The organism is Pseudomonas sp. PDM25 (assembly GCF_019219045.1).
Taxonomy (GTDB): Bacteria; Pseudomonadota; Gammaproteobacteria; order Pseudomonadales; family Pseudomonadaceae; genus Aquipseudomonas.
On record NZ_JAHUWL010000007.1, the window covers coordinates 160,691 to 180,431 of the forward strand.

Genomic DNA, 19,741 nt, shown 5'->3' on the forward strand with positions numbered 1-19,741 from the left:
TGTCGGATGTGCCGCCGTCTTCGCGAGCAAGCCCGCTCCCACAGTTTGATTGCATTACCAAAATAAGAACGGTGTAACCAACCAAGATTGCCCCTGAACCGAGGTCCCATCAACGAACCACTTCAAGAGTGAATCGAACATGAGCACCAACGTCGACCAGAACAACCGCCCCGACTACGACACGGTCCTGCAGGACATTGCCGACTACGTCCTCAACTTCAAGATCCAGTCCGCCGAAGCCCTCGACACCGCACGCAACTGCCTGATGGACACGTTGGGTTGCGGCTTGCTGGCCCTGCGCTTCCCCGAATGCACCAAACACCTCGGCCCCATGGTGGAAGGCACCGTCGTCCCGTTTGGCGCGCGTGTCCCCGGTACCAGTTATCGCCTCGACCCGGTCAAGGCGGCGTGGGACATCGGCTGCATCGTGCGCTGGCTCGACTACAACGACACCTGGCTCGCCGCGGAGTGGGGCCATCCGTCCGATAACCTCGGCGGCATTCTCGCGGTGGCCGATCACTTGTCGCAAAAACGCCTGGCCAATGGCGACGCGCCGCTGACCGTTCGCGCGGTGCTCGACGCCATGATCATGGCTCACGAAATCCAGGGCGTGATCGCGTTGGAAAACTCCTTCAATCGTGTAGGCCTGGATCACGTCATCCTGGTGAAAGTCGCCTCGACCGCGGTCACCGCCAAGCTGATGGGCGCCAATCGTGAGCAGTTGTTGTCGGCGTTGTCCCATGCGTTCGCCGACGGTCAGGCGCTGCGCACTTACCGTCATGCGCCGAATGCCGGATCGCGTAAATCCTGGGCGGCCGGCGACGCGTCCAGCCGTGGCGTGCGTCTGGCGGACATCGCCATGCGTGGCGAAATGGGCATCCCCGGCGTACTGACCGCGAAACAATGGGGCTTCTACGATGTGCTGTTCAGCCACACCAACAACGACCTGGCGCTCAAGCCCGAAGACAAACGCGCGTTCAGCTTCTCCCGGAAGTACGGCAGCTACGTGATGGAAAACGTGCTGTTCAAGATCAGCTTTCCGGCCGAGTTCCATGCGCAAACGGCCTGCGAAGCGGCCGTGACGTTGCATCCGCAAGTCAGAAATCGCCTGCACGAAATCGACAAAATCGTCATCACTACCCACGAATCGGCAATCCGCATCATCTCCAAGGTCGGTCCGCTGGCCAATGCTGCGGACCGTGACCATTGCATTCAGTACATGACAGCCGTGCCGCTGGCGTTCGGCAATCTGGTGGCCGAGCAGTACGAAGACGACTTCCACGCGGTGCATCCGATCATCGACGTGCTGCGCGAGAAAATGGTTATCGTCGAAGACCCGCGCTACACCCGCGAATACCTGGAGGCCGACAAACGCTCCATCGCCAATGCGATACAGGTGTTCTTCAAGGACGGCTCCAGCACCGAAAACGTGTTGGTGGAGTACCCGATCGGCCATCGCCGTCGCCGCTCCGACGGTATTGCGCTGCTGGAAGACAAGTTCAAGGCGAACCTGGCGACGCGCTTCAACGCCCAGCGCAGCGCCGAGATCTTTGCGTTGTGCAAGGATCAGGCGAAGCTTGAAGCCACACCGGTGAACAGGTTTGTGGATTTGTTTGTGATCTGACCGTCGCCTAGGGGTTTGTTTTTTTGCCGATGAGCCACTTCTCCACAGGCAATTTGGTGATCGCAAACCCCGTCAGCAAAATCGCCGAGTACATCATCAATTCCCGGGACACGGTTTGCCCCTCGTACCAGGCGCCGATGATCACTGCGAACACCGGAAAAATGATGAACACAAACGACAGAATGATCGGGCTCAGCCGCTTGAGCAGCAAAAAGTAAACGATAAACCCGCCCACCGACGCCACCAGTCCCAGATAGAGCAGGGCGCTCCACGAACGCGCGGTGATGGCATTGAACACCGGTGCTTCGACACTCAATCCGGCGACAAACAGCATCAGCCCGGCGATGCCGATTGGCAGCGTGTTGTAGGTGATGACGCTGATCGCCGTGCCGTGTTTTTTAGTCACCACGTAACACAGCGCATGCATCACCGCTGCGCAGAGGATGGCCAACACTCCGAACAATTCGGCATGGTCCAGATGCAGCCCCTGGCTGCGGATGATCATGAACAGACTGCCGAAACCGATCGCGATGCCCAGCACTTGCGAGGGGTAGATTTTTTCCCGCAGAAACAGCGCGCAAAACAACAGGATGAACACCGGCATGCAGCTGAACAACAGCGCCGTCAGACCCGATGACACGTGCATCTCGCCGTAGTTGAGCAAGTAGTACGGCAGGCTGAAATACGACAGCGTGACGAAGACAAAAAACCAACGACTTTCCTTGGGAAACAGCAGCGGTTCACGACGTATCAGGGCGAAGCCGAGAAAGAGCGGGAAGGCGATGAGGAACCGCAGGCCGGCAGCGGTCAGCGGCGGCACGCTTTCAACGGCAATCTTGATCCCGAGCCACGTGGTGCCCCAGCTCAGGCACACGATCAGGAACAACACGCTGGTGATCAGGGCGGCCAGCCAGGGTTTGGCAGTACGTGAAGGTGCGCTGATGGCTATGGACAAGATCGGACTCCTTTTATGTTCGGAATTGACCTCCTTCTGCAAAAGGGCTATCCCTGATTGAACCTGTTTCAAGCACGCTATTCGGGGCTGGAATGACTGTCAAAACAAGTATTGCCATGGTGTCAATCCTGCGCGACGGCCTGGCGAACGGTCTGGGGGTGAAATACAAACGCCTCGCCGACGCGATCGAAAAAGGCATCGCTGAAGGGCTGATCGAGCCCGGCTGCAAATTGCCGCCTCATCGGCTGCTGGCGGATAGCCTCGGTGTGACCATCGGTACCGTCAGCCGCGCTTACGGTGAGCTCGAACGTGTGGGATTGGTGGTCGCTCGCGTAGGAGACGGCACCTATGTGCGTCAGCGTGGGATGGAACGGCCGCGGGACGGCGGCTTTCGCAATGTCAGCGATGAGCCGCAGGCGTTTTTCGACATGAGCCGCAATCAACCGATTCCGGGGCAGGAAGCGCTTTTTTTGAGTCAGAGCCTGCAAGCGTTGTCCCTTGATCCTGAGGCGTTGCAACACATCAGCGGTTACACCGTCGATGTCGGTTTGCCACGCTATCGTGCGGCGGGGGCGCACTGGCTCAGGCATAAAGAATTTGTCCCGAACGCCGAGCAGATCGTTTGCGTGAACGGCGGCCAGCACGGTCTGTTGTGTGCCTTGATGGGGTTGCTCAAGGCGGGTGATACGTTGGTGACAGAGCACCTGACCTACCCGGGGTTGATCAGCGTCGCACGCCAGCTCGGGATAAAACTGATCGGTGTCGGGATGGATGATGAAGGGCTGATGCCCAATGCCCTGGAGGAGGTTTGCCGCAACCATCGTGTGTCGGCGCTGTATTGCACACCGACGATCCAGAATCCTACGGCTGCAGTGATGTCAGTCGCACGGCGTGAGGCGATTGCAGAGGTCTGTCGGCAGCACAATCTGTTGATCTTTGAAGACGAAGCCCACGCGGTATTGGCTCAACAGCGACCGTTACCCTTGAGCCATTTCGCCCCGGAGCGCTCGGTGCTGATCGGCAGCCTGAGCAAGGCTGTTTCGGCGGGTTTGCGGGTCGGTTACCTGCATGCGCCGCAACCGTTGATCGGACGTTTGAGCGCAGCGGTGCGCGGGACGTGCTGGATGGCCAGCCCGCTGTCGCTGGAGGTGGCGAGTCTGTGGATAGAAAACGGTATGGCCGAGCAGTTGCTGGGCCAGCAGATTGCCGAGATTGGTCGGCGCAAGACGTTGGTCAGTGGTGTGCTGGAAGGCTTGGCGTATAAAACCCATTCCCATAGCCCGCACTTCTGGATTGAAGTGCCCGAGCCGTGGCGGGCCTCGCAGATTGCTGAGGAGCTCAAGGAGAATAATTATCGGGTGGCGACTGCTGAGGCGTTTGCGGTCGGACATGGGGCGGTGCCGCAGTTCATCAGGGCGAGTGTGTGTCATTCGACGGGGGATGATCGGTTGTTGCTTCAAGGGTTTGAAGCGTTGGTGGAGGCATTGGCTGAGACCGAGTGATCGTTCTTCGCGAGCAAGCCCGCTCCCACAGTTGATCTCTGTCGTACATAAACTTTGTGTCCACTGGAGATCAACTGTGGGAGTGAGCCTGCTCGCGATAGCGGTATAGCGGGCTCTACAGCACTACTTGAACCGCCGCTCCACGCCTTTCTCCACCAGAATCTTCGCCGAAATCTCTTCCACCGAAAAATGCGTGGAATTGATGTGCGGAATGTTCTCGCGACGGAACAGATTCTCCACCTCGCGCACTTCGAATTCGCACTGGGCGTAGCTCGAATAGCGGCTGTTGGGCTTGCGCTCGTTGCGGATCGCGGTGAGGCGGTCCGGGTCGATGGTCAGGCCGAACAGTTTGTGCTGATGGGCACGCAGGGTTGCTGGCAATTGCAGGCGTTCCATGTCGTCTTCGGTCAGCGGATAGTTGGCCGCGCGGATGCCAAATTGCATGGCCATGTACAGGCACGTCGGCGTCTTACCACAACGCGACACGCCCACTAGAATCAGGTCCGCCTTGTCGTAATAATGCGTGCGCGCACCGTCGTCGTTGTCGAGGGCGAAGTTCACCGCCTCGATCCGCTCCATGTAATTGGAGTTGCTGCCAATCGAGTGGGACTTGCCGACGGTGTAGGAAGAATGCTCGGTCAATTCCTGTTCAAGAGGCGCCAGAAAGGTCGAGAAAATGTCGATCATGAAACCATTGGACGTTGCGAGGATCTCACGGATGTCCTGGTTGACAATGGTGTCGAAGATGATCGGCCGAAAACCATCGTTTTCAGCGGCTTTGTTGATTTGTTGTACCATGAGCCGCGCTTTATCCGCGTTGTCGATGTACGGCTTCGTGAATTTGCTGAAGGTAATGTTTTCGAACTGCGCCAGGAGGCTTTGACCCAGGGTTTCGGCGGTAATGCCGGTACCATCGGAGATAAAGAAAGCAGATCGTTTCATTTGCACCTTGGGCCTTAAGCTAGTGACGAATCTTGGATATGATAGGCGCGATTTGCCGGCCGCCAGTGGCCTGCATTCTCACTTATTTTCCAGGTCCAGGCCATACAGCTGGCAAACGCTCCATAGAGCAGCCGGCTTCTGAGCTTTTCCAACACAGTTAGTGGAGAGATCACCTTGGTAGAGTACGTAGTTTCCCTCGATAAGCTCGGCGTCCATGATGTAGAGCACGTAGGGGGCAAGAACGCATCCCTGGGCGAGATGATCAGTAACCTTGCAGGTGCCGGTGTATCGGTGCCCGGTGGCTTCGCCACGACAGCTCAGGCTTATCGTGATTTTCTCGAGCTGAGCGGCCTGAACGATCAGATCCATGCCGCCCTCGACGCCCTGGACGTCGATGATGTCAATGCCCTGGCCAAGACTGGCGCCCAGATCCGTCAATGGATCATGGAAGCCGAGTTCCCTGAGAAGCTCAACGCCGAAATCCGCACCGCGTTCGCCACGCTGTCGGCCGGCAACCCTGACATGGCCGTGGCCGTGCGCTCTTCCGCTACCGCCGAAGACCTGCCGGACGCTTCCTTTGCCGGTCAGCAGGAAACCTTCCTGAACATCCGTGGTGTCGAAAACGTTATTCGCGCCGCCAAAGAGGTGTTCGCTTCGCTGTTCAACGACCGCGCGATTTCCTACCGCGTCCACCAGGGCTTCGACCACAAGCTGGTTGCCCTGTCGGCTGGCGTGCAGCGCATGGTCCGCTCCGAAACCGGCACCGCCGGCGTGATGTTCACCCTCGATACCGAATCGGGCTTCCGTGACGTGGTGTTCATCACCGGCGCCTACGGCCTGGGTGAAACCGTCGTACAAGGCGCGGTGAACCCGGATGAGTTCTACGTCCACAAAGGCACGCTGGCAGCCGGTCGTCCGGCCATCCTGCGTCGCAACCTGGGCAGCAAAGCCATCAAGATGATCTATGGCGAAGTCGCCACGGCCGGTAAATCGGTCAAGACCATCGACGTCGACAAGGCTGATCGCGCACGTTTCTGCCTGACCGACGCCGAAGTCAGCGAACTGGCCAAGCAAGCGATGATCATCGAGAAGCACTACAAGTGCCCGATGGACATCGAATGGGCCAAAGACGGCGACGACGGCAAGCTCTACATCGTTCAGGCCCGTCCTGAAACCGTGAAGAGCCGCACCCAGGCCAACGTCATGGAACGTTACCTGTTGAAAGAAACCGGCACCGTGCTGGTTGAAGGTCGCGCCATCGGCCAGCGCATCGGCGCCGGCAAGGTCCGCATCATCAAGGACGTGTCCGAGATGGACAAAGTCCAGCCAGGCGACGTTCTGGTCTCCGACATGACCGACCCGGACTGGGAACCGGTCATGAAGCGCGCCAGCGCCATTGTCACCAACCGTGGCGGCCGTACTTGCCACGCGGCGATCATCGCTCGCGAGCTGGGCATCCCCGCCGTGGTCGGTTGCGGCAACGCCACCCAGCTGTTGATAGAAGGCCAGGGCGTGACCGTTTCCTGCGCTGAAGGCGACACCGGTTACATCTTCGAAGGCGAACTGGGCTTCGACATCAAGAAAAACTCCGTCGATGCCATGCCTGATCTGCCGTTCAAGATCATGATGAACGTCGGCAACCCGGATCGCGCCTTCGACTTCGCGCAACTGCCGAACGCCGGTGTGGGCCTGGCCCGTCTGGAGTTCATCATCAACCGCATGATCGGCGTGCACCCCAAGGCGCTGCTGAATTACGCCGGGCTGCCGCAGGACATCAAGGACAGCGTCGACAAACGCATCGCCGGTTACGACGATCCGGTTGGCTTCTATGTCGAGAAGCTGGTTGAAGGCATCAGCACCCTGGCTGCTGCGTTCACTCCGAAAAAGGTCATCGTGCGTCTGTCGGACTTCAAGTCCAACGAATACGCGAACCTGATCGGTGGCAAGCTCTACGAGCCGGAAGAAGAAAACCCGATGCTGGGCTTCCGTGGCGCTTCGCGTTACATCAGCGAATCGTTCCGTGACTGCTTCGAACTCGAGTGCCGCGCCCTCAAGCGTGTGCGCAACGAGATGGGGCTGACCAACGTCGAAATCATGGTGCCATTCGTCCGTACCCTCGGCGAAGCCAGCCAGGTCATCGACCTGTTGGCGGAGAACGGTCTGAAGCGCGGCGAAAACGGTCTGCGCATCATCATGATGTGCGAACTGCCGTCCAACGCGATCCTCGCTGAAGAATTCCTCGAGTTCTTCGACGGCTTCTCCATCGGTTCCAACGACCTGACCCAGCTGACCCTGGGCCTGGACCGTGACTCCGGGATCATCGCGCACCTGTTTGACGAGCGTAATCCGGCGGTCAAGAAGCTGTTGGCCAACGCGATTCAGGCCTGCAACAAGGCTGGCAAGTACATCGGCATTTGCGGTCAGGGTCCTTCGGACCACCCTGATCTGGCCAAATGGCTGATGGAGCAGGGCATCGAAAGCGTTTCGTTGAACCCCGATTCCGTACTGGAAACCTGGTTCTTCCTGGCTGAAGGTCAGGCTCCGGCTTGATGGTGTGAGTGAAAGGGCCGCTCACTGTAGGAGCAAGGCTTGCCCGCGATGGCGTCTACAAAATCGCCATCGCCAGCAAGCTGTGCTCCTACAGGGGGTAGTCGTTTTCTGAGATTGAAGTAGGGCGGGCTCCTCTGGATGCCGCCCTTTTTTGTGCAAGAGCATTATGCAAAGCAGCAGCAACCTATTTCCTGTCGCCCTGATCAGCGCCGAGCGGCGCGGCGATCTGAGCGAAGACGTCTATCGTCTGAAACCCGGCAACAGCCCTGACGGCACCGTCGAACTGGCCGTGACGCGCCTGGGCATGGCGGATGGCTCAGACGCGCGTGGCGTTCCGGTTATTTTGCTTCACGGCAGCTTTTCCAATCGCCGGTTCTGGTTTTCCCCGAAGGGGCTTGGACTGGGCGCCTACCTGACGCGTCTGGGATTCGATGTATGGATTCCCGAAATGCGTGGTCACGGTCTGTCCCAGCGTAACCAGAACTACCGCAAGAACCGTGTTGCCGACTACGCCCGTTACGATTTGCCGGCCATTGGCGCGTTCGTGCGCGAGCAGAGCGGCCAGATCCCGCACTGGATCGGTCACTCGCTGGGCGGGATTACCCTGGCAGCGGCATTGGGTGGTGAGTACATCGGCGAGCCGGTAGTGGCTTCCGCAGCGTTTTTCGGCACTCAAATCAGCCGCACCTATTGGCCGTTGAAAATTCCCCCGGTGGAGTGGAGCGGGCGTTTCATTCTTAAACGCTTTGCCCAGTTGTCCGGTTCACGGCTCAAGCGCGGCCCGGAGGATGAGCCCATTGGCCTGGCCCTGGAAAGCATGCGCTGGTATGGCCTGTTCGGGCGCTTTGGCGATGCCGACAAGGATTGGTGGGCCGGATTGGCCGACGTTCAGTTACCGGTATTGGCCGTGAGTGCCGCCGGTGACCATCAGGACCCGACCTGGGCTTGTCGCAAGCTGTTCGATCAGGTGGGTTCCGAGCATAAGCAATTCATCAGCCTGGGTCGCGAGCAGGGCTTTGGCGATAATTTCGGTCATGTAGAGATGCTCGTCAGCAAAGCCGCCCAGACTGAAGTCTGGCCGCTGGTGGCGCGCTGGTTGGCAGATCAGCAAACGCCATTGCTGGGTGGAAAACCGGGTCTGGCTGCGGCGGTATGAGCCTGATGCTCTAACAAGGGCATTTCGCTCCGTTCGGCTTGCGGCTAAGATATGACGCATTGAGCTTTTCTGGTCACTTTGCGACATCCTCGATTGTCTTCCTCTCTACAGGAGTTTCTCGATGAACCATTACATCACGCCTGACCTTTGCGACGCCTATCCGGAGCTGGTGCAGGTGCTGGAGCCGATGTTCAACAATTTCGGCGGCCGTGATTCTTTCGGTGGCGAAATCGTGACCATCAAATGTTTCGAAGACAATTCGCGGGTCAAGGAGCAGGTCGAGCTGAAGGGGAATGGCAAGGTGCTGGTGGTCGACGGCGGCGGTTCCCTGCGTCATGCGTTGCTGGGTGACATGTTGGCCGAGAAAGCCGCTAAAAACGGCTGGGAAGGGCTGGTGATCTACGGTTGCATCCGCGACGTAGATATCATCGCGCAGACCGATCTGGGCGTTCAGGCCCTGGCCAGCCACCCGAGGAAATCCGACCGGCGCGGGCTCGGCGATCTCAACGTTGCGGTCACTTTTGCCGGTGTGACGTTCCACCCGGGCCACTACATCTATGCGGACAATAACGGCGTGATCATTTCGCCAAGCCCGCTGAAAATGCCTGAATAAGCGCTGCACCAACAAAGGGGTGAGGATGTTCGAGGAAGAAAACGCGCAGTGGGGGCTGGTGCATGCCCTGGTGCTGGACGGTAAAGGCAGTGCGCGTTCGATAGCCCGGACTGAACTCGATGACTTGCAGCTGCAGGCCCATGAAAGCCTGTGGCTGCACTGGGATCGCAGTCACCCGCAAACCCAGACCTGGTTGCGACAATCCAGCGGTCTGAGCGAATTCAGCTGTGATCTTTTACTTGAAGAAAACACCCGTCCGCGTCTTGTACAGCTTTCGGACAGCGAACTGCTGCTATTTTTGCGTGGGGTCAACCTGAACCCGGGCGCCGAGCCGGAAGACATGGTCTCGGTGCGGATCTTCGCGTCGGCCCAGCGGGTCATTTCCCTGCGTTTGCGTCCATTGCGCGCCACGGATGAGTTGCTGCTGCAGCTCGCCGAAGGCAAAGGACCGAAAACGGCGTCAGAACTCATCCTTTATATGGCGCAATACCTCACCCACAAGGTGCAGGATCTGGTCAGCTGCCTCTCGGAAGTCGTCGATGAGGAAGAAGAAAAGCTGGATGCCGACGAACGGTATACACCCGAGCACGGAGCCGTTTTACAGATCCGGCGAAGGGCTGCTGCGTTGAAGCGCTTTCTCGCTCCGCAACGGGACATTTTCGGTCAGCTGACACGGATAAAACTGCCTTGGTTTGTCGAAGATGATGGCGATTACTGGAACGAATTGAACAACAGCCTGACCCGATATCTGGAGGAGCTGGAATTGACCCGGGAGCGGGTGGGGTTGGTCCTCGAGGCCGAAGACAGGCGTTTGAGCGTGCGAATGAATCGCACGATGTACCGCTTCGGGATCATCACCGGGATCTTTTTGCCGATGAGTTTTCTGACGGGTCTTCTGGGCATCAATGTCGGCGGGATTCCGTTCTCTGCAAGCCCCTATGGCTTCCTGATTGCGTGCCTGATGATGGTCTCGGTGGCGCTGGGGCAGTGGTGGTTATTCCGACGTTTGCGCTGGGTCTGAGGGTGAGCGATGTGACCCGAGCAAATTTGACCGCGTCTTTCACAGACATCACGAGAGGTGCGTATGCACGATCCGTTTGAACAGTCTTTGCGTGACATGCTCAAGGCATCACCGTCCACCCGGGACGACGATGCGTGCCTTGGGCGTGTACTGAAAACCGCCAACCGCCAGGTCGGCGCCGGTGATCTGTTCAGCCTGCTGGGCCGTTGGTTGCCCGCGTTGATGATCGCCCTGAATAACGGATCGGCCCATGTCGCTCCGGTTTCCCGTCACCGTAAACCTACCGTTCGCACTGCTGATAAGGCTGATTGAATATGGAACTTGATCTCTGGACTCAGAGCCTCGTCACTGCAATGACTGCGTTATGGACCAAGGTTGCAAATTTCATCCCGAACCTGTTCGGCGCACTGGTTGTGCTGCTGTTGGGTTTCGTCGTTGCGAAACTTTTGGACACTTTGCTGTCTAAGTTGCTCGCCAAGCTGGGGCTCGATCGCCTGATGGGCGGCACCGGACTGACCAAATTGCTGTCCCGGGCCGGCCTTCAAGTGCCTATCTCGACCTTGATTGGCAAGATTGTCTATTGGTTCGTTCTGCTGATTTTCCTGGTTTCTGCCGCAGAATCCCTTGGGCTTGAGCGAGTTTCGGCTACGCTTGATATGCTTGCGCTGTATGTGCCGAAAGTATTTGGCGCCGCGCTGGTGCTGCTGGTGGGTGTTTTACTCGCGCAATTGGCCAATGGGTTGGTGCGTGGTGCGGCAGAGGGTGTAGGGCTGGATTACGCTGCGGGCCTGGGGAGAATTGCCCAGGGCCTGGTGATTATCATCAGTATTTCGGTCGCAATCAGCCAGTTGGAGGTCAAGACTGACCTGCTCAACCACGTGATTGTGATAGTTTTGATTACCGTTGGTCTGGCGGTTGCGCTGGCCATGGGATTGGGAAGCCGGGAAATTGCCGGTCAGATTCTTGCGGGAATCTATGTGCGGGAGTTGTATCAGGTTGGGCAACAAGTGCGTGTTGGCGAGGTCGAAGGTCAGATCGAAGAGATCGGCACGGTTAAAACCACATTGCTGACCGATGAGGGGGAGCTAGTCTCTCTTTCCAATCGGATTCTCCTGGAACAGCATGTGAGTAGCCGCTAACCCGGCAAACCCTGCTAATGTATGCCGCCGCAAAAATACCCTGAAAAGGGTTGCGGCGGACATTGACCTGACTGTCGGCCCGACTTGTTTTGAATAAAGCTCAATCGCTGTCCACGCGCTACGACCCCCGCGAGCTCTCTGATGAGGAGTTGGTCGCGCGCTCGCATACCGAGCTGTTTCACGTAACGCGCGCTTATGAAGAACTGATGCGGCGTTACCAGCGAACATTATTTAACGTCTGTGCGCGGTATCTTGGGAACGATCGCGACGCAGACGATGTCTGTCAGGAAGTGATGTTGAAGGTGCTGTATGGCCTGAAGAACTTCGAGGGCAAATCGAAGTTCAAGACGTGGCTATACAGCATCACGTACAACGAGTGCATCACGCAGTATCGGAAAGAACGGCGAAAGCGTCGCTTGATGGATGCTTTGAGTCTGGACCCCCTCGAGGAAGCGTCTGAAGAAAAGGCGCCGAAACCTGAGGATAAGGGTGGACTTGATCGCTGGTTAGTGTATGTGAACCCGATTGACCGTGAAATTCTGGTGCTACGATTTGTCGCAGAGCTGGAATTTCAAGAGATCGCGGATATCATGCACATGGGTTTGAGTGCGACAAAAATGCGTTACAAACGTGCTCTAGATAAATTGCGTGAGAAATTTGCAGGCATTGCTGAAACTTAGTTCGGCGCAAATATCTCTTACGTGTAGGCAAGTTCTGATAGACTTGCCGCCGAGTTGTCCCCCGGTTTGCGGGACTGCTTCACAATCACCAGATGGGGATTTAACGGATGAAACTGAAAAACACCTTGGGCTTGGCCATTGGTTCTTTGATTGCCGCCACTACGTTCGGCGCACTGGCACAAGGCCAAGGCGCAGTTGAAATCGAAGGCTTCGCCAAGAAAGAACAGTACGACAGCGATCGTGACTTCAAAAACAATGGCAACCTGTTTGGCGCTTCCGTAGGCTACTTCATCACCGACGACGTTGAACTGCGTCTGGCTTACGACGAAGTGCACAACGTGCGTTCCGATGACGGTCGTAACGTTAAGGGCGCTGATACCGCTCTGGACGCTCTGTACCACTTCAACAACCCAGGCGACATGATCCGTCCATACGTTTCTGCCGGTTTCTCGGACCAGAGCATTGGCCAGAACGGCGGTGGCGGTCGTAACCGTTCCACCTTCGCCAACGTTGGCGGCGGTGCCAAGCTGTACTTCACCGATAACTTCTACGCCCGTGCTGGCGTTGAAGCTCAATACAACATCGACCAGGGCGACACCGAGTGGGCTCCAAGCGTCGGTATCGGTGTGAACTTCGGTGGCGGCTCCAAGCCTGCTGCTGCTCCAGTTCCAGCACCAGCTGAAGTCTGCTCCGACAGCGACAACGATGGCGTTTGCGACAACGTTGACAAGTGCCCGGACACCCCAGCCAACGTAACTGTTGACGCTGATGGCTGCCCAGCAGTTGCTGAAGTTGTTCGTGTTGAGCTGGACGTGAAGTTCGACTTCGACAAGTCGGTAGTCAAGCCTAACAGCTACGGCGACATCAAAAACCTCGCTGACTTCATGAAACAGTACCCATCCACCACTACTACTGTTGAAGGTCACACTGACTCCGTCGGTCCTGACGCTTACAACCAGAAACTGTCCGAGCGTCGTGCAAACGCCGTTAAGCAAGTTCTGACCAACCAGTACGGTGTTGAATCGTCCCGCGTTCAGTCTGTTGGCTACGGCGAATCCCGCCCAGTTGCTGACAACAAAACTGAAGCTGGTCGCGCTGTAAACCGTCGCGTAGAAGCGCAGGTTGAAGCTCCAGCTAAGTAATTAGCTCGCAGCTCTGAAAAGCCCGGCTTAGGCCGGGCTTTTCTTTGTCTGCGATTTGGGTTTTAGCGGGAGATTTGCGTTGCGGTGAAAAGATCGTCCGAAACGCGGCCCTAACCTTCGGTAGCTCCTACAGGTTGAACGCAGAAGCTGTGTAGGAGTTGCCGCAGGCTGCGATCTTTTGACTTTCTTTGCAGGCCGCGACCGCTCCGATCACCAGGATGGCCGGGCTTTTCAACTCAAAGGCGTAGGCATCTTCTTCCATCGCAGTCAGATCGCTCCGACATTCCCGTTGGTGTGGCAGGGAAGCATTTTCAATCATTGCCACCGGTGTATCCGCCGCCATTCCTCCGGCGAGCAGTTGCTCGCGAATCTCGCTCAGTTTTGCGACACCCATATACACCACCAGCGTCGTACCACCTTGGGCCAGGGCTTGCCAGTTCAGGCAGCTGCCATCCTGAGTGTGGGCGGTGACCAGCGTCACGCCACGCGCAACACCCCGCAGGGTCAACGGAATATCGCATTGCGTTGCGCCGGCAAGCCCGGCGGTGATGCCGTTGACCAGTTCCACTTCGACCCCATGTTCACGCAGCCACTGCGCCTCTTCGCCGCCCCGGCCAAAAATGCACGGATCACCGCCCTTGAGGCGCACCACGCATTTTCCGTGGCGTGCATAACGCAGCATCAGACGATGAATGAATGCCTGAGGTGTAGAGCGACAGCCGCCGCGCTTGCCCACGGGAATGATCCGCGCCTGCGGGCAATGCTCCAGCACCGCGTCGTTGACCAGGTCATCGATCAGCACCACATCCGCTTCGCTCAACGCTCGCACGGCCTTGAGGGTCAACAATTCCGGATCGCCAGGACCCGCACCCACCAGCCAGACTTTTGCGCTCATAGTGTTTTCCTCACGAGGTGACGGCGACCGGCTGCGCAGTGGCGGCCAGCAAACGCTTGATTTCCGGGACGCAGGAGCCGCATTGCGTGCCACAGCCCAATTCTTGTTTCAAACCCTGCAGGTCCAGACCGCGGTTAATGCCAGCGCAGACCGCGCTTTGGCTGACGTTTTTGCAGTTGCACAGGGTTTTGCTACCGATGGCCGGCGTACTGCTGTTGCCCGGCGGTGCGCTCAGCGGTGCCAGCAGCCAGCGCCGCAGTTGTTCGTCAGCGCGACCTTCCAGCCACAGGCTTTGCAGCCAGTGTTGGGCAAGGGTTTCACCGGCCAGGCGAATCGCGGTGATCCGGCCGTTCTCGATCCGCACCCGTTTACCGATGGAGCGCCGTGGGTCGTCATAGGCCAAAACGGGGCCGTCGTTGAGTCCCAGGCATTGATCGATATCGCGCAGCAGTTGCGGGTCGGGCGCGACGGCGCTGGCAGCGCGTATCAGCAGCGCGGGGCGTTCACGACCAGCGAGGCTGAGGCTGACGTAGGAAAACGCCTCACAGAGCGGTCGTAGCGTCTCAAAATTCTGTTGAACATCGCCTTCGATCAGGGCGAATAGCTGCCATGGGAGATTTACAGGTTCGAGACGCACGCCACTGTGTTTGAGTTCGGGCTGTTTCGACAAAGGGTCGAAAGCCGGTTGGGTGAGCGCATTGACGCCACCCTTGAGGAAGCGGTCACCCCAATGCATGGGCAGAAAGGCCTGACCGGGTCGTACGCTGTCGTCGCCTCCAACGGCGACAATCACTTCGCCACGGCGACTTTTCAGGTTGACCAGGTCGCCCGATTGCAGCCGCTGCCGACGCAGTTCATCGGGGTGCAAACTCAACACGGCTTCGCTGACGTGGCCGAACAACTGCGCGGCGGTGCCGGTGCGGCTCATGCCGTGCCATTGGTCCCGCAGGCGGCCGGTGATCAGGGTCAGCGGGAAGCGTGCGTCGCGTTGTTCCTTGGCGGCGCGGTACGGGTCGGCCACGAATTGTGCACGTCCACTGGCCGTCGGGAAAATTCCGTCCAGGTACAGCCGGGCTGTGCCTTCGCTGGCGCCAGTGGGGAAGGGCCATTGCTGCGGACCGAGGCGGTCGATCAGTGCATGACTGATGCCGGACAAGTCCAGATCACGCCCGCGGGTCAATTGCGTGTACTCGTCGAAGACCTGCGCCGGGTTTTCAAAGGCAAACAGGCTGCTTTGCCCGGGACGCAGATATTTCTCCAGGCGCTGTGCGAAATCCACCGTGATCGCCCAGTCCGGGCGGGCTTCGCCGGGCGCGACGATGGCTCGGCGAACGTGGGAAATGCGCCGTTCAGAGTTGGTCACCGTGCCGTCCTTTTCGCCCCAACTGGCGGCAGGCAGCAGCAGGTCAGCGAAGGCTGCGGTTTCGGTGGTGCGGAAGGCCTCCTGCAACACTACGAACGGGCAGGCTTGCAGTGCTGCGCGCACGGCGGTTTGATCCGGCATTGATTGCGCGGGGTTGGTGCAGGCGATCCACAGTGCTTTGATTTTTCCGCTGCGCACTTGCTCAAACAATTCGATAGCGGTGAGCCCGGTGTTTGCAGGCAGTTGATCCACGCCCCAATACGCCGCCACTTCCGCGCGATGCTCGGCATTGGCAGCCTCGCGATGGCCTGGCAGCAGGTTCGACAGGCTGCCGGTTTCGCGGCCACCCATGGCATTCGGCTGACCGGTCAGCGAGAAAGGTCCTGCGCCGGGGCGGCCGATTTGCCCGGTGGCCAGGTGCAGGTTGATCAGTGCGCTGTTTTTCGCGCTGCCGGCGGTGGACTGGTTCAAGCCCATGCACCACAGCGACAGGAAGCTCGGTGAAGTGCCAACCCATTCGGCGCATTGCTGCAGTTGCTCGACGCTGATCCCGCAGAGTTGCGAAACCATCTGCGGCGTGTAATCGCGCACCAGGTTCTTCAGTTCGGCCAAGCCTTCGGTGTGGGCCTTGATGAAGTCGCGGTCGACCCAGTCTTCCCACAGCAGCAGGTGCAAAATCCCATGGAGCAAGGCGACATCGGTGCCTGGCAGAATCGCCAGGTGCAGGTCAGCCAGATCGCAGGTGTCGGTACGACGCGGGTCGATGACGATGACTTTCATCTGCGGCCGGCGGGATTTTGCTTCCTCCAGGCGACGGAAAAGTATCGGGTGGGCGTAGGCCATGTTACTGCCGACGATCATCACGCAGTCGCTCAATTCCAGGTCTTCGTAGCTGCACGGCGGTGCGTCGGCGCCCAGGCTGCGTTTGTAACCGACCACGGCCGACGACATGCACAGGCGCGAATTGCTGTCGATGTTGTTGGTGCCCACCAGCGCTCGCGCCAGTTTGTTGAAGGCGTAGTAATCCTCGGTCAGCAATTGCCCGGAAATGTAGAACGCCACGCTGTCCGGGCCGTGTTCGGCAATGGTCTCGGCAAAAACGCTGGCGGCGTGATCGAGGGCGGTGTCCCAGTCGGTGCGGCTGCGGGCCAGGCCTTTGCCCAGGCGCAGTTCGGGATACAACGCCCTGGCTGCGAGGTCACCGGTCAGGTGCAAGGTAGAGCCTTTGCTGCACAGTTTGCCGAAGTTGGCCGGGTGGGCCGGATCGCCGCTGACGCCGAGAATGCGCTTGCCGTCATGCTCGATCAGCACGCCGCAGCCGACCCCGCAATAGCAGCAGGTGGAAGCGGTGATCTGGTTCATCAGTTTGCTTCCCGCAGGGCCAGCAACACCCGGCCATTCTCGACCCGTGCTGAATGGTGGTGAGCACAACCGATGTCCGGGGCCTGGGCTTCGCCGGTTTCCAGATCGATCTGCCAGTTATGCAGTGGGCAGGCGACCCGTTTGCCATAGATCAGACCCTGGGACAGTGGCCCGCCCTTGTGCGGGCAGCGGTCATCGAGTGCGAAAACCTCATCGTCGCTGGTACGAAAAATCGCAATATCGCCTTTCGGGCCGGCAATGATCCGCGAGCCCAGGGCATTGATTTCTTCCAGTGCGCAGATATCCAGCCAGTTCATACCGGCACCTCCAGATTCTTCACCGTGATGACGTCGAATTCTTTCTTCAACAGCGGTTGCTCCAGGCGTTCCTTCCACGGGTCCTGTTCGAACGACAAGGAGAATTGCAGGCGATCGTTGAGCGCTTTGCGTCGCTGCGGGTCTTCCAGCACGGCTTTCTTGATGTGTTCCATGCCGACCCGTTGCAGGTAGTGCACGGTGCGTTCGAGGTAGAACGCTTCTTCGCGATAGAGCTGCAGGAAAGCGCCGTTGTATTCACGCACTTCTTCGGCGGTCTTGAGCTTGACGAAGAATTCCGCGACTTCGGTTTTGATCCCGCCGTTGCCGCCGATGTACATCTCCCAGCCCGAGTCCACGCCGATAATTCCGACGTCCTTGATCCCCGCTTCCGAGCAGTTGCGTGGGCAGCCGGAGACGGCCAGTTTCACTTTGTGCGGCGACCACATGTTGAACAGGTCGTGCTCAAGCTCGATGCCCAGTTGCGTGGAGTTCTGCGTACCGAAGCGGCAGAACTCGCTGCCGACGCAGGTCTTCACGGTGCGGATGGATTTGCCGTAGGCGTGGCCGGATGGCATGTCGAGATCCTTCCAGACGCCTGGCAGGTCCTGCTTTTTGATCCCCAGCAAATCGATACGCTGGCCGCCGGTCACCTTGACCATCGGCACGTTGTATTTGTCGGCCACGTCGGCGATGCGCCGCAGTTCCGAAGGATTGGTCACACCGCCCCACATCCGTGGGACTACAGAGTAAGTGCCGTCTTTCTGAATGTTGGCGTGGGCCCGTTCGTTGATCAGGCGCGATTGTGGATCATCCTTGGCTTCGCCCGGCCAAGTGGAAATCAGGTAGTAGTTGAGCGCCGGACGGCACGTGGCGCAACCGTTCGGGGTGCGCCAGTTCAGGTAGCTCAGGGTGCCCGCGATGGTCAGCAGGTGCTGGTCGCGGATGGCCTGGCGGATTTGCCCGTGATTCAAGTCGCTGCAACCGCAAATGGCTTTTTCGCTTTTCGGTTTGACGTCTGCTGCGCCGCCCACGGTGTTGATCAGGATCTGTTCCACCAACCCTGCGCAGGAGCCGCAGGAGCTGGCAGCCTTGGTGTGTTTCTTGACGTCGTCGACGCTGAACAGCCCGTGCTCCTGAATCGCCTTGACGATGGTGCCTTTGCACACGCCGTTGCAGCCGCAGACTTCGGCGGTGTCGGCCATGCTCATGGCTTTGTCCTGGCCTTGATGTCCTACATCGCCTAAAGCGTTTTCGCCGAACATCAGGTGATCGCGGATCTCATCGATGGCGTGATTCTCACGGATCTGCCGGAAATACCAGCCGCCGTCTGCCGTATCGCCGTACAGACAGGCCCCGACCAGCACGTCATCCTTGATCACCAGTTTTTTGTAGACCCCGCCGATAGGGTCGGAGAGGGTGATGGTTTCGGTGCCTTCGCCGCCCATAAAGTCGCCGGCGGAGAACAGGTCGATGCCGGTGACCTTCAATTTGGTCGACGTCACCGAGCCTTTGTAGGTGGCAAAGCCCAATTGGGCGAGGTGGTTGGCGCAGACCTTGGCCTGTTCGAACAGCGGCGCCACCAGGCCGTAAGCGATGCCGCGGTGGCTGGCGCATTCGCCGATGGCGTAGACCCGAGGGTCGTAGGTTTGCATCGTGTCGTTGACCAAAATCCCGCGGTTGCAGGGGATGCCGGATTTTTCCGCAAGTTCGGTGTTGGGTCGAATACCGGCGGCCATCACTACCAGGTCGGCGGGGATGATGTCGCCATTCTTGAACTCAACCGAGCCGACCCGGCCATTGCCGGCATCGTGCAGGGCTTGGGTTTGCTCGCAAAGACGAAAGTGCAGGCCGCGGGCTTCCAGGGCGGTTTGCAGCAACTGGCCGCTGGTTTTGTCCAGTTGCCGTTCCAGCAGCCATTCACCGATGTGCACCACGGTGACGTGCATGCCGCGCAGCATCAGGCCGTTGGCGGCTTCAAGACCCAGCAGGCCGCCGCCGATGACCACGGCGTGCTTGTGGGTCTTGGCGGTGTCGATCATTGCCTGGGTGTCGGCAATGTCGCGGTAGCCGATCACGCCCTGCAAGGTATTGCCAGGGATCGGCAGGATGAACGGCGTCGAGCCGGTGGCAATCAGCAGGCGGTCGTATTCGGCCTCGGTGCCGTCTTCGGCGATCACCCGGCGTTTGACCCGGTCGATCTCTACCACTTTGCGGTTGAGCAGCAGCTTGATGTTGTTTTCCAGGTACCAATCCAGATCGTTCAGCACGATCTCTTCGAAGGTCTGTTCGCCGGCCAGTACGGGCGAGAGCAGGATGCGGTTGTAGTTGGTATGAGGTTCGGCGCCGAAGACCGTGATGTCGTACAGCTCATTGCTCAGCTTGAGCAGCTCTTCCAGGGTGCGAACCCCGGCCATGCCGTTGCCGATCATCACCAGTTTTAATTTTTTCATCAGGTTCTCCGGGGAGCTCGGACCCGCCTC

General features: G+C 58.8%; 16 protein-coding genes. 10 read left to right on the top strand and 6 right to left on the bottom strand.

The genetic code is table 11. From position 1 onward, the window contains the following. Nucleotides 1–139: 139 nt before the first annotated feature. A complete protein-coding gene (gene prpD, locus KW848_RS15075) occupies nucleotides 140–1,624 on the top strand; it encodes a 2-methylcitrate dehydratase (RefSeq protein ID WP_218537334.1) in 1,485 nt (494 codons plus the stop codon). Between the two features lie 7 nt (nucleotides 1,625–1,631). Here the strand turns inward: prpD and KW848_RS15080 are convergent, their stop codons facing one another. Beyond that, complete coding sequence (locus KW848_RS15080) at nucleotides 1,632–2,534, bottom strand: DMT family transporter (protein WP_218537464.1); 903 nt, start codon at nucleotides 2,532–2,534, stop codon at nucleotides 1,632–1,634. A 137-nt stretch (nucleotides 2,535–2,671) separates the two neighbouring features. Here KW848_RS15080 and KW848_RS15085 point away from each other — a divergent pair, with 137 nt between their 5' ends. Further along, nucleotides 2,672–4,081 carry a PLP-dependent aminotransferase family protein gene (locus tag KW848_RS15085; protein WP_218537335.1) on the top strand — a complete coding sequence of 470 codons (1,410 nt, stop codon included), beginning with the start codon at nucleotides 2,672–2,674 and terminating at the stop codon, nucleotides 4,079–4,081. A 123-nt stretch (nucleotides 4,082–4,204) separates the two neighbouring features. Here KW848_RS15085 and KW848_RS15090 read toward each other — a convergent pair whose 3' ends face one another. After that, nucleotides 4,205–5,023, bottom strand: coding sequence for a pyruvate, water dikinase regulatory protein (locus KW848_RS15090; RefSeq protein ID WP_111450644.1), 819 nt, complete (start codon nucleotides 5,021–5,023; stop codon nucleotides 4,205–4,207). A 174-nt stretch (nucleotides 5,024–5,197) separates the two neighbouring features. On the opposite strand from KW848_RS15090, the gene ppsA reads away from it, so the two are divergent. From ppsA to KW848_RS15130, 8 genes are all read left to right on the top strand, one after another. Next, nucleotides 5,198–7,573: a phosphoenolpyruvate synthase gene (gene ppsA / locus KW848_RS15095; RefSeq protein ID WP_111450643.1), complete on the top strand. Its 2,376-nt coding sequence runs from the start codon at nucleotides 5,198–5,200 to the stop codon at nucleotides 7,571–7,573. 166 nt (nucleotides 7,574–7,739) lie between these two features. Next, a complete protein-coding gene (locus KW848_RS15100) occupies nucleotides 7,740–8,729 on the top strand; it encodes an alpha/beta fold hydrolase (RefSeq protein WP_218537336.1) in 990 nt (329 codons plus the stop codon). A gap of 121 nt (nucleotides 8,730–8,850) precedes the next feature. Continuing rightward, a complete protein-coding gene (gene rraA / locus KW848_RS15105) occupies nucleotides 8,851–9,342 on the top strand; it encodes a ribonuclease E activity regulator RraA (protein WP_111450641.1) in 492 nt (163 codons plus the stop codon). Nucleotides 9,343–9,367: 25 nt separating this feature from the next. Then, complete coding sequence (locus KW848_RS15110) at nucleotides 9,368–10,363, top strand: zinc transporter ZntB (protein ID WP_192407060.1); 996 nt, start codon at nucleotides 9,368–9,370, stop codon at nucleotides 10,361–10,363. Nucleotides 10,364–10,426: 63 nt separating this feature from the next. After that, entirely contained in the window at nucleotides 10,427–10,675 is a 249-nt protein-coding gene (locus KW848_RS15115; RefSeq protein WP_008146303.1) for a hypothetical protein, read from the top strand. Between the two features lie 2 nt (nucleotides 10,676–10,677). Next, nucleotides 10,678–11,502 (top strand): mechanosensitive ion channel domain-containing protein, encoded by an 825-nt coding sequence (locus KW848_RS15120; protein ID WP_046053154.1) that lies wholly within the window; start codon nucleotides 10,678–10,680, stop codon nucleotides 11,500–11,502. Between the two features lie 89 nt (nucleotides 11,503–11,591). Next, nucleotides 11,592–12,182, top strand: coding sequence for an RNA polymerase sigma factor SigX (gene sigX, locus KW848_RS15125; protein ID WP_008146300.1), 591 nt, complete (start codon nucleotides 11,592–11,594; stop codon nucleotides 12,180–12,182). 107 nt (nucleotides 12,183–12,289) lie between these two features. Then, nucleotides 12,290–13,324, top strand: coding sequence for an OmpA family protein (locus tag KW848_RS15130; protein ID WP_111450639.1), 1,035 nt, complete (start codon nucleotides 12,290–12,292; stop codon nucleotides 13,322–13,324). Nucleotides 13,325–13,451: 127 nt separating this feature from the next. On the opposite strand, the gene cobA is transcribed toward KW848_RS15130, so the two are convergent. From cobA to nirB, 4 genes are read right to left on the bottom strand one after another with little or no spacing between them, the layout of a single operon-like run. Next, entirely contained in the window at nucleotides 13,452–14,219 is a 768-nt protein-coding gene (cobA, locus tag KW848_RS15135) for a uroporphyrinogen-III C-methyltransferase (RefSeq protein WP_218537337.1), read from the bottom strand. 10 nt (nucleotides 14,220–14,229) lie between these two features. Then, the gene (locus KW848_RS15140) at nucleotides 14,230–16,944 is read right to left on the bottom strand and encodes a nitrate reductase (protein ID WP_218537338.1); all 2,715 of its coding nucleotides are present in this window, start codon (nucleotides 16,942–16,944) and stop codon (nucleotides 14,230–14,232) included. Next, a complete protein-coding gene (gene nirD, locus KW848_RS15145; RefSeq protein ID WP_074875030.1) occupies nucleotides 16,944–17,261 on the bottom strand; it encodes a nitrite reductase small subunit NirD in 318 nt (105 codons plus the stop codon). Before nirD ends, KW848_RS15140 begins: the two co-directional genes overlap by 1 nt. Further along, nucleotides 17,258–19,711: a nitrite reductase large subunit NirB gene (nirB, locus tag KW848_RS15150; RefSeq protein WP_192407064.1), complete on the bottom strand. Its 2,454-nt coding sequence runs from the start codon at nucleotides 19,709–19,711 to the stop codon at nucleotides 17,258–17,260. The genes nirD and nirB overlap by 4 nt, the downstream gene beginning before the upstream one ends. Nucleotides 19,712–19,741 lie beyond the last annotated feature (30 nt).